Origin of the sequence: Streptomyces sp. NPDC097981, from assembly GCF_040302565.1 — a bacterium.
Taxonomy (GTDB): Bacteria; Actinomycetota; Actinomycetes; order Streptomycetales; family Streptomycetaceae; genus Streptomyces.
The window spans coordinates 165,180-176,103 of sequence record NZ_JBEORW010000013.1; the positions used below are offsets into that span (position 1 = coordinate 165,180).

A 10,924-nucleotide genomic window follows, 5' to 3' on the forward strand; every position below is an offset into this window, starting at 1 on the left:
CGCATGCGTCGTTCCGCCACACGTCAGTTAGCGCTCGCCGCCCTCGCCGGAGCGCTGGTGTCCACCGGCGCCGCGGCCCCGCCGTCGCAGGCGCAGGGCGCCGCTCCCGCCAAGGTGCCCGCCGCCGTCGGGTACGGCGGGGCCGTCGCCAGTGTCGACGCCGATGCCTCCGCCGCCGGCATCGAGGTCCTCCGCTCCGGCGGCAACGCCGTGGACGCCGCCGTCGCGACGGCGGCCGCGCTCGGGGTGACCGAGCCGTACTCCGCCGGTATCGGCGGAGGCGGCTACCTCGTATACTACGACGCCAAGTCCCGCCGGGTGCAGACCATCGACGGCCGCGAGACCGCGCCCGCCACGGCCACCGCCGGCCTCTTCCAGGAGAACGGGGTCCCCATCCCGTTCGAGCAGGGCCAGACCAGCGGCCGCTCCGTCGGCGTCCCCGGCACCCCGGCCACCTGGAAGAGCGCCCTCGACGCCTGGGGCACCCGCCCGCTCGGCCGGCTCCTGAAGCCCGCCGAGAAGCTGGCCCGCGACGGGTTCACCGTCGACGCGACCTTCCGGGCCCAGACGGAGCTCAACCAGGACCGCTTCAAGGACTTCCCCGACACCAGGAAGCTCTTCCTGCCCGGCGGCGCCCTGCCGGTGGTCGGGTCCACCTTCAAGAACCCCGACCTGGCCGCCACGTACGCGGAACTGGCCCGCAAGGGCACCGGCGCGCTCTACCGGGGCCCGATCGCCGAGGACATCGTCCGGGCCGTCCGCAAGCCCCCCGTGGACCCGGCCGCCACCCGGAACGTCCGCTCCGGCGACCTGACCGCCGGCGACCTGAGCGCGTACGCGACCAAGCGCCAGGCCCCGACCCAGGTGAGCTACCGGGGCCTCGACGTGTACAGCATGGCGCCCTCCTCCTCGGGCGGCACCACCGTGGGCGAGGCGCTCAACATCCTGGAGCGCACCGACCTCTCGAAGCTGACCGAGACCCAGTACCTGCACCGGTTCATCGAGGCTTCGCGGATCTCCTTCGCCGACCGCGGCCGCTGGGTCGGCGACCCGGCCGCCGAGAACGTGCCCACGAAGGAACTGCTCTCGCAGAGGTTCGCCGACTCGCGCGGCTGCCTGATCGCCCCGGACCGGACGCTGACCAGCCCGCTGGCCCCCGGCGACCCGCGCCACCCGGCCGCCTGCGCAGGCTCGGGCCGGGCCGCCCCGACCACGTACGAGGGGGAGAACACCACGCACCTGACGGTCGCCGACCGCTGGGGCAACGTCGTCTCGTACACGCTGACCATCGAGTCCACCGGCGGCAGTGCGATCACCGTCCCGGGCCGCGGCTTCCTCCTCAACAACGAGCTGACCGACTTCTCCTTCGCCCCGGCGGCCCCCGGGGTCCCGGACCCGAACCTGCCCGGCCCCGGCAAGCGGCCGCGCTCGTCCATGTCCCCGACCATCGTGCTGGACGACGGCCGGCCGGTGCTCGCGGTGGGCTCCCCGGGCGGCGCCACCATCATCACCACCGTCCTGCAGACCCTGATCGGACACCTGGACCGGGGGCTGCCGCTGGTCGACGCGATCGCGGCGCCGCGGGCCAGCCAGCGCAACCAGACCACCACCGAGCTGGAACCGGCCCTGTGGAACAGCCCGCTGCGCACCGAACTGGAGGCGCTGGGCCAGAGGTTCCGGCAGAACCCGGAGATCGGCGCCGCGACCGGGGTCCAGCGGCTCCCGGACGGGCGCTGGCTGGCCGCGGCCGAAACGAGCCGGCGGGGCGGGGGTTCGGCGATGGTGGTCCACCCGCACGGGAAGCCGTAGGGCTCAGGGGGCGGTGAGGATCCTCGGACCGTCGGCGGTGACCGCGACGGTGTGCTCCGCGTGCGCGGCGCGGCTGCCGTCCACGGTCCGCAGGGTCCAGCCGTCCCCGTCGCACCGGTAGTCGTCCGTACCGCCCGCGATCAGCATCGGCTCGATCGCGAGGACCAGGCCGGGGCGCAGCTTCATGCCGCGCCCCGGCCGGCCCTCGTTGGGCACGCCCGGGTCCTCGTGCATGCTGCGGCCCACGCCGTGGCCGCCGAAGCCGTCCGGGATGCCGTATCCGGCGGCGCGGCAGACCGTGCCGATGGCGTGGGCGATGTCCCCGATCCGGTTGCCGGGCACCGCGGCGGCGATGCCGGCCGCGAGGGCCGCCTCGGCGGTCCCGATCAGCTGCACGTCGCCGGGGCGCGGCCGGCCGACGGTGAAGCTGACGGCCGCGTCCCCGGCCCAGCCGCCGAGCTCCGCCCCGCAGTCGATGCTGACCAGGTCGCCGTCGCGCAGCCGGTAGCCGTCGGGGATGCCGTGCACGATCGCGTCGTTGACCGAGGCGCAGATCACCGCGGGGAAGGGCACCGGCGCGAACTGCGGCCGGTAGCCGAGGAACGGCGAGCTCGCGCCGGCCTCCGCCAGTACCTCGCGGGCGACCCGGTCCAGGTCCTGCAGGGACACCCCGACCCGCGCGGCCTCCCGTACGGCGGCCAGGGCGTGCGCGACGACCCGGCCCGGGGCGCGCATCTCGTTGATCGACTGTTCCGTCTTCAATTCCACCATGCCAATAACTATACCGGTATAACTTTAACGGGATAGTTATTGGGGGGAGGAGGGTAGGATGCGGTCATGGTCCGCACCCCTCTCACCCCCGAAGAGCGCGAGCGCGGCGAGCGCCTGGGCGCACTGCTGCGCGAGGCCCGCGGCGTCCGCAGCATGGTCGAGGTCGCGGCGAGCGCCGGGCTGTCCGCCGAAACCCTCCGCAAGATCGAGACCGGCCGTGCGCCCACCCCGGCCTTCTTCACCGTGGCCGCCCTCGCCGGGGTGCTCGGGCTGTCCCTGGACGACGTGCTGCGCCGCTGCGCCCTCGTGCCCGCCTGACGCCTTCCGCGCCCCGCGAGGCCGCGGTTTCTTTCGGGCGGGGCCGGCGGGCCGAACGGACCAATCGGCGGTGGGAGCGGCTCGGCGCGGGCAAGCGTGAAGGCGTGCCAGCCTCGAACGCATCCCACCGACTCGGTTTCGGACTCCTCGGCGCGGCCCTCGCGGCGGGCCTGCTCGCCGCCGCCTGCGCGGTACCGGAGGGCGGGGCCCGTGCCGGGGACCCCGGCGACGCGGGCTTCCGGGGCCCCGGCGCCGCCGTCGGCCACGGTCGGCTCCCGGCCACGCCCGCACCCCGCGGGGGCCGGGAGTCTAGGCTCCGGGGATGACTCTCGACGAGCTGAACCAGGGCAAGTACGTCAGCCTCACCACGTTCCGCAAGGACGGCACGCCCGTCCCGACGCCGGTGTGGGCGGTGGCCGACGGCGGTGAGCTCTTCATCTGGACGCGCAGCGACTCCTGGAAGGTGAAGCGGATCCGCAACAACGGGCGGGTCACCCTCAGCCCCTGCGATGTGCGCGGACGCGTGGCGCAAGGGGCTCCCGTGCTGGAGGGCGAGGCGCGGCTGCTGGACGAGGCGGGGCTGAAGCGGGTGCGCACACTGATCTCGCGGAAGTACACCTGGCAGTTCTGGGCACTGGACCTGCCGGCCGCGGTGTTCCGGCGCGGGAAGCGTCCGCACACCGCGATCGCCGTCAAGGTTTGAGACTCCCGTAGTCCTCCCGTAACACCGGCGGGATCCAATGCGGGAATGGAGACCGCGACTTCGCTGGCGATCAGTCAACTCTCGGGCTACTTGAGTGGGTTGACGCAGAGACTCGATCCGGGAGCAGGGTGGTACGGGGAGTTCCTGCGCCGGGATCCGGAGGGCATGCGGGCCTGCCTGGACGGGGCCGCGATGCCGCCGTGGGACGTGCTGGAGTCGCTGCTGGCCGACCTCGCGGGGGCCAGGGGCGCCGAGTTCGCGGCGCGGGAGACGCAGCACGCGGCCCGGCTGCGGGCCGCGGCGGTCACCGCGTGGGACCGGCTGCCGGGCGGCGCGGAGGAACTGCGGACCCTGCTGGCGGCGGCCGCCGACCAGCGGGCCGTCTCGGAGGCGGCGGCCCGCGGGCTGACGGCGCGGCTGGCCGCCACGACGGACCGGACCGAGGCGGACGCGGTGTCCCGGGAACTCGCCTGGACCCGCGACGACGCGGCCAGGGCTGCCGCCCGCCAGGCGGACCTGACCGCCCGCTTGACCGCGTTGCCGGCGCCCGCGGCCGGTGCGGCGACGGCCGGGCAGCCCGTGTCCCCGTGGCCGGCCGGACCGACCCGGTCCGGGGACGGCTGGTCCACCGGGACCGCACCGTGGGCCGGTACGGCCGCATCCGCGGATCCGCCGGCCCCGCAGGCCGGGGGTTCCGGGACCGACGGGGTCGGCGCTCCCGGCGCCGGCCCTCGGCCCGGCGGGGCCGAACCGGGGACGCCGACGCCCGAGGGGTTAGCCGGGGTGGAAGACGGCGATCCGCTGCCCGGGGTGCCGCGGCAGCGGGAGGCCGAGCCGCCCGTCGGGCGGGCCGAGGGGCGGTGGCTGCGCGGGGCGCGGCGGGCCGGCGGGGCCCGGTACGCGGGCGCCGCGGCCCCCGAGGCTCCCGCAGCCTTCATCCCGCCGCCCGGGCACCCGGACCTGGCCGCTGCTCCGCCCCGCGGTGCGCGGTTCGGCCGGCCCGGGACCGGCTCCGGGGCCGAACTCCCCGCTCCCCGCGGGGCCCGGTTCGCGCCCCCGACGCTCGGCAGGCCCCGCTTCACCCCACCGAATCCCCCCGCCCATCCCGCCACAGAGCCCGGCTTCCCCCCACCGGGACCGCAGACGCAGCCCGTCGGCGGGGCCGTCTATGCCCCTCCGGGGCACGCGCAGGCTGTCCCCGGGGCCGGATTCGTCCCGTCGGGGCCGGAAGGGCAGGGTGCCGCTGGGGCCGCCTACGCCCCGTGGGGCCCGCACGTGCAGGCCGATGCCGGGGCCGGATTCGTCCCGTCAGGGGCGGAGGGGCAGGGCGTCGGCGGGGGAGGCTACGCCCCGCCGGGGGCAGACGTGCAGGCCGTTGCCGGGGCCGGATTCGTCCCGTCGGGGCCGTGGGTGCCTGGCTACGCCCCGCCGGGGGCAGACGTGCAGGCCGCCGGCGGGGGCGGCTTCGGCCCGGTGGGGGCGGGTGTTCGCGGGGTGACGGGGGTGATCGCCGCACTGGTGGCGTTGCGGGCGCAGGGGCGGAGCGGGGAGGCGCATGCGCTGCTGTGCGAGGCCGCCGCCTGGCCCGCCGAGCGGCTGCCCGGGCTCGCCGACGAGCTGGTCCGCGCCGGGCTCGGCGCGGACTGGGCCACGCTGCTGTGGGAGGCGGCTTCGCTCCCGCCCGAGCGGCTCGCCGCGGCCGCCGCCGCCCTCGGCGAGGCCGGCCGGCACGCCGACTGCGAGGCGCTGCTGCGCCAGGGCGCGGCCCGCCCCGCCGCCGAGATCGCCGACGCGGCCCTGGCCCTCGCCGGGGCCGGGCGGATCCACGAGGCCGACGCCCTGCTCGGCGCCTTCGTCAAGGTCCGCACCGCGGAGGAGGCGGTCCGCCTCGCCCGCCGCGACCCGCAGTGGTTCACCCCACGGCTGCTCCGGGCCGCCGAGGCCCTCTCCGTCGCGCACCACCGTGACCTCGTGCACGCCCTGCGTGTTGCGAAACCGCCCGTCTCCTGACCGCGATCGACCACCTGTCACCGCAATGTGATCGACTACTCCAACCGTGCACGGCGGTCTTGCCCCACGGTGTGACGAGGCCTACGTTCTACTCCCTACGCATACCGTCTACGTGCGTAGAACTCGGCGTTCCCGTCGCGAGGAGCAGCTCATGGCCCAAGTCGTCCGCGCCGCACTCGTCCAGGCCACCTGGACCGGAGACACCGAGTCGATGATCGCCAAGCACGAGGACCACGCCCGGCGGGCCGCCGCCGAGGGTGCGCAGATCATCGGCTTCCAGGAGGTGTTCAACGCCCCGTACTTCTGCCAGGTCCAGGAGCCCGAGCACTACCGGTGGGCCGAGCCCGTCCCCGACGGGCCCACCGTCCAGCGCATGCGGGCCCTCGCCCGCGAGACCGGCATGGTCATCGTCGTGCCGGTCTTCGAGGTGGAGTCCGAGGGCTTCTACTACAACACCGCCGCCGTCATCGACGCCGACGGCAGTTACCTCGGCAAGTACCGCAAACACCACATCCCCCAGGTCAAAGGCTTCTGGGAGAAGTACTACTTCCGCCCGGGCAACCTCGGCTGGCCCGTCTTCGACACCGCCGTCGGCCGCGTGGGCGTCTACATCTGCTACGACCGCCACTTCCCCGAGGGCTGGCGCGCCCTGGGCCTCGCCGGAGCGCAGCTCGTCTACAACCCCTCCGCAACCCACCGCGGCCTGTCCGCCTACCTGTGGCAGCTGGAGCAGCCGGCCGCGGCCGTCGCCAACGAGTACTTCGTCGCCGCCATCAACCGCATCGGCCAAGAGGAGTACGGCGACAACGACTTCTACGGCACCAGCTACTTCGTCAACCCGCGCGGCCAGTTCGTCGGGGACGTCGCCAGCGACAAGGAGGAGGAACTCCTCGTCCGGGACCTCGACTTCGACCTGATCAAGGAGGTCCGCGACCAGTGGGCCTTCTACCGCGACCGCCGCCCCGACGCCTACGGAGGGCTCGTACAGCCGTGACCAACCCGATCCCACTGCACAGCCGCCACCAGGCCGTCATGCCCGACTGGCTCGCGCTCTACTACCGCCGCCCCATCGAGCTCACGCACGGCGAGGGCCGCCACGTCTGGGACGCCGACGGCAACCGCTACCTCGACTTCTTCGGCGGCATCCTCACCACGATGACCGCCCACGCGCTGCCCGAAGTCACCAAGGCCGTCTCCGAACAGGCCGGCCGGCTCATCCACTCCTCCACCCTGTACCTCAACCGCCCCATGATCGAGCTGGCCGAGCGCGTCGCCGCCCTCTCCGGCATCCCCGACGCCCGGGTCTTCTTCACCACCTCCGGCACCGAGGCCAACGACACCGCCCTGCTGCTGGCGACGGCGTACCGCCGCTCCAACCAGATCCTGGCGATGCGCAACAGCTACCACGGCCGGTCCTTCTCCACCGTCTCCATCACCGGCAACCGCAGCTGGTCCCCGACCAGCCTCTCGCCGCTCCAGACGTACTACGTCCACGGTGCCGTCCGCACCCGCGGCCCCTTCGCGCACCTGTCCGACGCCGAGTTCACCGCCGCCGCCGTCGCCGACCTGGAGGACGTGCTCGGCCAGGCCCGCGGCGGTGTCGCAGCGCTCATCGCCGAACCCATCCAGGGCGTCGGCGGGTTCACCGCCCCGCCCGACGGGCTGTACGGAGCCTTCCGCGAGGTCCTCGACCGGCACGGCATCCTCTGGATCAGCGACGAGGTGCAGACCGGCTGGGGCCGTACCGGCGACAACTTCTGGGGCTGGCAGGCCCACGCCCAGAACGGGCCGCCGGACATCCTCACCTTCGCCAAGGGCATCGGCAACGGCATGTCCATCGGCGGGGTCGTGGCCCGTGCCGAGGTGATGAACTGCATCGACACCAACTCCATCTCCACCTTCGGCGGGTCACCGGTCACCATGGCGGCCGGCGTCGCCAACCTCGCGTACCTGCTGGAGCACGACCTCCAGGGCAACGCCCGCCGCGTCGGCGGCCTGCTCCTGGAGCGGCTGCGCGCCGTCGCCGCCACCGTGCCCGCCGTACGGGAGGTGCGCGGCCGGGGCCTGATGGCCGGGCTGGAGCTGACGAAGCCCGGCACCGACGAGGCCGCCCCGGACGTGGCCGCCGCCGTCCTGGAGGCCGCCCGCGAAGGCGGCCTGCTGCTCGGCAAGGGCGGCGGGCACGACACCAGCGTGCTGCGCATCGCGCCGCCGCTCTCCCTCACCGTCGCCGAGGCGGAAGAGGGCGCCGACATCCTCGAACGGGCCCTGCGCAGCATCGTGTAACCGGGAGGCGCCGCACATGTCCATCCGCACCCTGATCCGCGGCGGCCTCGTCATCACGGCCGCCGACGAGCTCCACGCCGACGTGCTGGTCGAGGACGGCCGGGTCGCCGCCCTCGCGGCCCACGGCTCGGCGGCCGCCGAGGTCTGGACCGCCGACCGCACGATCGACGCGAGCGGGAAGTACGTCATCCCCGGCGGGGTCGATGCCCACACCCACATGGAGCTCCCCTTCGGCGGGACCGCCGCCTCGGACACCTTCGAGACCGGCACCCGCGCCGCCGCCTGGGGCGGCACCACCACCATCGTCGACTTCGCCGTGCAGAGCAGGGGCCGCTCCCTGCGCGAGGGGCTCGACACCTGGTACGACAAGGCCGACGGAACGTGTTCCGTCGACTACGCCTTCCACATGATCCTCTCGGACGTCAACGAGGGGACCCTGAAGGAGATGGACCACCTGGTCGGGGAGGGCGTCACCTCCTTCAAGCTGTTCATGGCCTACCCGGGGGTCTTCTACAGCGACGACGGGCAGATCCTGCGCGCCATGCAGCGGGCCTCCGGCAACGGCGGGCTGATCATGATGCACGCCGAGAACGGCATCGCGATCGACGTGCTCGTCGAACAGGCCCTGGCCCGCGGGGAGACCGACCCCCGCCACCACGGCGAGGTCCGCAAGGTCCTCCTCGAAGCCGAGGCCACGCACCGGGCGATCCAGCTCGCCCGGGTGGCCGGCTCCCCGCTCTACGTGGTCCACGTGTCGGCCGAGGAGGCGGTGGCCGAGCTGGCCGCCGCCCGCGACAAGGGCCTGCCGGTCTTCGGGGAGACCTGCCCGCAGTACCTGTTCCTGTCCACCGACAACCTCGCGGAGCCCGACTTCCAGGGCGCCAAGTACGTCTGCTCCACCCCGCTGCGGCCGCGCGAGCACCAGGCCGCGCTGTGGCGGGGGCTGCGGACCGACGACCTCCAGGTGGTCTCCACCGACCACTGCCCGTTCTGCTTCCGAGGCCAGAAGGAGCTCGGCCGCGGTGACTTCTCGAAGATCCCGAACGGGCTGCCCGGCGTGGAGAACCGGATGGACCTCCTCCACCAAGCCGTTCTGGACGGGCACATCAGCCGCCGCCGCTGGATCGACATCGCCTGCGCGGCCCCGGCCCGGATGTTCGGCCTCTACCCCCAGAAAGGCACCATCGCGCCCGGCTCCGACGCCGACATCGTCCTCTACGACCCGCACGCCGAGCAGGTCGTCTCCGCCGAGACGCACCACATGAACGTGGACTACTCGGCGTACGAGGGCAAACGGATCACCGGACGCGTCGACACCGTGCTCTCCCGGGGCGAACTCGTCATCGACCGGCGCGAGTACACGGGCCGGCCCGGCCACGGCGTGTTCATCCCCCGCTCCACCTGCCAGTACCTCTAAGGAACCGTGATGGACTTCGGCCTCGTCCTGCAGACCGACCCGCCCGCCTCCCAGGTCATCAGCCTCATGAAGCGCGCCGAGCGCAACGGCTTCCGCTACGGCTGGACCTTCGACTCCGCCGTGCTCTGGCAGGAGCCGTTCGTCATCTACAGCCAGATCCTCGCGAACACGCAGAAGCTGCACATCGGCCCGATGGTCACCAACCCCGGCACCCGCACCTGGGAGGTCACCGCTTCCACCTTCGCCACCCTCAACGACATGTACGGCAACCGCACGGTGTGCGGGATCGGCCGCGGCGACTCCGCGATGCGCGTCGCCGGGCGCAAACCGAACACACTGGCCCGGCTGGGCGAGGCCATCGACGTCATCCGGGACCTGGCGGAAGGCCGCGAGGCGGACGTCGACGGCAATCCGCTGCGGCTCCCGTGGGTCCGGGACGGGAAGCTCCCCGTCTGGATGGCGGCGTACGGGCCGAAGGCGCTGGCCCTGGCCGGCGAGAAGGCGGACGGGTTCATCCTCCAGCTCGCCGACCCCTACCTCACCGAGTGGATGGTCGGATCGGTCCGGGAGGCCGCCGAACGGGCGGGCCGCGACCCGGGCGCGCTCAAGATCTGCGTCGCGGCGCCCGCCTACGTCGGCGAGGACCTGGCCCACGCCCGCGACCAGTGCCGCTGGTTCGGCGGCATGGTCGGCAACCACGTCGCCGACCTCGTCTCCCGCTACGGAGAGCACTCCGGCATGGTCCCGGACGCCCTCACCGAGTACATCAAGGCCCGCCAGGGCTACGACTACAGCCACCACGGACGCGCGGGGAACCCGTCCACCGACTTCGTGCCGGACGAGATCGTGGACCGCTTCTGCCTGCTCGGCCCGCCCGAGGCCCACATCGAGAAGCTGCGGACCCTGCGCGACCTGGGCGTCGACCAGTTCGCCGTGTACGACATGCACGACGCGAAGGAGGCCGTGATCGACGCCTACGGCAAGGACGTCATCCCGGCACTGGGCGCCTGACGGCCCGGCCCGCGCCCCGGGCCGTACCGACAACGCCCCCTGCACCGCCTGTGCCCAGGTGAAGGTGCAGGGGGCGGCGTCGTCCGGTGAAAGGGCCTGCCGTGCAACCTCGGCCAGGTGGGAGGCCCGTCCGTACGTTTCCGGCCATATTCCGTCTTAACGAACGTCGCGGGTAAGTGCGTTGACCATACAATGCACCCACCGAAAGGCGTTGAGGGGACGAGTAGCGTCGTACGCGGCCAGGAGCGACCCGGGGATGGTGCGAGCCCGGGGGCGAGCGCGGCGTGAAGATCACCCGGAGCCGCCGGAGGAAAGCGGGGCGCCGGCATGGCCGGGCCCGGTGAGTAGAGCCGGCATCGGATCTCGAATGAAGTGGGCTCGGCGTGTGCTGTTTCCGGGCCAAGGAGGGTGGTACCGCGGGAGCCCGTCTCTCGTCCCTTCACTGGAACGATCCGCATAACCACCGGAGTATCGTCGATGACATCCCCGCAGTACCGCCGCGTCCCCGCCCAGGTCGACCTGCCCGCCCTCGAACACGCCGTTCTCGACTTCTGGCGCGAGAGCAAGACCTTCGCCAAGACCCTGGAGCAGTCCGAGGG

At 73.5% G+C, this 10,924-nt stretch carries 9 protein-coding genes; 8 read left to right on the forward strand and 1 reads right to left on the reverse strand.

Annotated features, from left to right (window positions below):
• Positions 1–3 precede the first annotated feature (3 nt).
• The gene (gene ggt, locus ABTY04_RS15760; RefSeq protein ID WP_352213927.1) at positions 4–1,809 is read left to right on the forward strand and encodes a gamma-glutamyltransferase; all 1,806 of its coding nucleotides are present in this window, start codon (positions 4–6) and stop codon (positions 1,807–1,809) included.
• A 3-nt stretch (positions 1,810–1,812) separates the two neighbouring features.
• Here ggt and map read toward each other — a convergent pair whose 3' ends face one another.
• On the reverse strand, positions 1,813–2,580 hold the full coding sequence (gene map / locus ABTY04_RS15765; protein ID WP_352213928.1) for a type I methionyl aminopeptidase: 768 nt from the start codon (positions 2,578–2,580) through the stop codon (positions 1,813–1,815).
• A 66-nt stretch (positions 2,581–2,646) separates the two neighbouring features.
• On the opposite strand from map, the gene ABTY04_RS15770 reads away from it, so the two are divergent.
• From ABTY04_RS15770 to ABTY04_RS15800, 7 genes are all read left to right on the forward strand, one after another.
• Positions 2,647–2,898, forward strand: a complete 252-nt coding sequence (locus tag ABTY04_RS15770; protein ID WP_352213929.1) for a helix-turn-helix domain-containing protein — start codon at positions 2,647–2,649, stop codon at positions 2,896–2,898.
• A gap of 322 nt (positions 2,899–3,220) precedes the next feature.
• A complete protein-coding gene (locus tag ABTY04_RS15775) occupies positions 3,221–3,601 on the forward strand; it encodes a PPOX class F420-dependent oxidoreductase (RefSeq protein WP_352213930.1) in 381 nt (126 codons plus the stop codon).
• A gap of 45 nt (positions 3,602–3,646) precedes the next feature.
• Positions 3,647–5,611, forward strand: a complete 1,965-nt coding sequence (locus tag ABTY04_RS15780) for a hypothetical protein (RefSeq protein ID WP_352213931.1) — start codon at positions 3,647–3,649, stop codon at positions 5,609–5,611.
• Between the two features lie 151 nt (positions 5,612–5,762).
• Positions 5,763–6,605 (forward strand): nitrilase-related carbon-nitrogen hydrolase, encoded by an 843-nt coding sequence (locus tag ABTY04_RS15785; RefSeq protein WP_352213932.1) that lies wholly within the window; start codon positions 5,763–5,765, stop codon positions 6,603–6,605.
• Between the two features lie 38 nt (positions 6,606–6,643).
• The gene (locus ABTY04_RS15790; RefSeq protein ID WP_352213950.1) at positions 6,644–7,897 is read left to right on the forward strand and encodes an aspartate aminotransferase family protein; all 1,254 of its coding nucleotides are present in this window, start codon (positions 6,644–6,646) and stop codon (positions 7,895–7,897) included.
• 16 nt (positions 7,898–7,913) lie between these two features.
• Complete coding sequence (hydA, locus tag ABTY04_RS15795; protein WP_352213933.1) at positions 7,914–9,314, forward strand: dihydropyrimidinase; 1,401 nt, start codon at positions 7,914–7,916, stop codon at positions 9,312–9,314.
• A gap of 9 nt (positions 9,315–9,323) precedes the next feature.
• On the forward strand, positions 9,324–10,325 hold the full coding sequence (locus tag ABTY04_RS15800; RefSeq protein ID WP_352213934.1) for a TIGR03842 family LLM class F420-dependent oxidoreductase: 1,002 nt from the start codon (positions 9,324–9,326) through the stop codon (positions 10,323–10,325).
• Positions 10,326–10,924 lie beyond the last annotated feature (599 nt).

Bases quoted from the DNA above. Each gene is read 5' to 3' on its own strand.
- ggt (WP_352213927.1), top strand. From the start codon at position 4: ATGCGTCGTTCCGCCACACGTCAGTTAGCGCTCGCCGCCCTCGCCGGA.
- map (WP_352213928.1), bottom strand. From the start codon at position 2,580: ATGGTGGAATTGAAGACGGAACAGTCGATCAACGAGATGCGCGCCCCG.
- ABTY04_RS15770 (WP_352213929.1), top strand. From the start codon at position 2,647: ATGGTCCGCACCCCTCTCACCCCCGAAGAGCGCGAGCGCGGCGAGCGC.
- ABTY04_RS15775 (WP_352213930.1), top strand. From the start codon at position 3,221: ATGACTCTCGACGAGCTGAACCAGGGCAAGTACGTCAGCCTCACCACG.
- ABTY04_RS15780 (WP_352213931.1), top strand. From the start codon at position 3,647: ATGGAGACCGCGACTTCGCTGGCGATCAGTCAACTCTCGGGCTACTTG.
- ABTY04_RS15785 (WP_352213932.1), top strand. From the start codon at position 5,763: ATGGCCCAAGTCGTCCGCGCCGCACTCGTCCAGGCCACCTGGACCGGA.
- ABTY04_RS15790 (WP_352213950.1), top strand. From the start codon at position 6,644: ATGCCCGACTGGCTCGCGCTCTACTACCGCCGCCCCATCGAGCTCACG.
- hydA (WP_352213933.1), top strand. From the start codon at position 7,914: ATGTCCATCCGCACCCTGATCCGCGGCGGCCTCGTCATCACGGCCGCC.
- ABTY04_RS15800 (WP_352213934.1), top strand. From the start codon at position 9,324: ATGGACTTCGGCCTCGTCCTGCAGACCGACCCGCCCGCCTCCCAGGTC.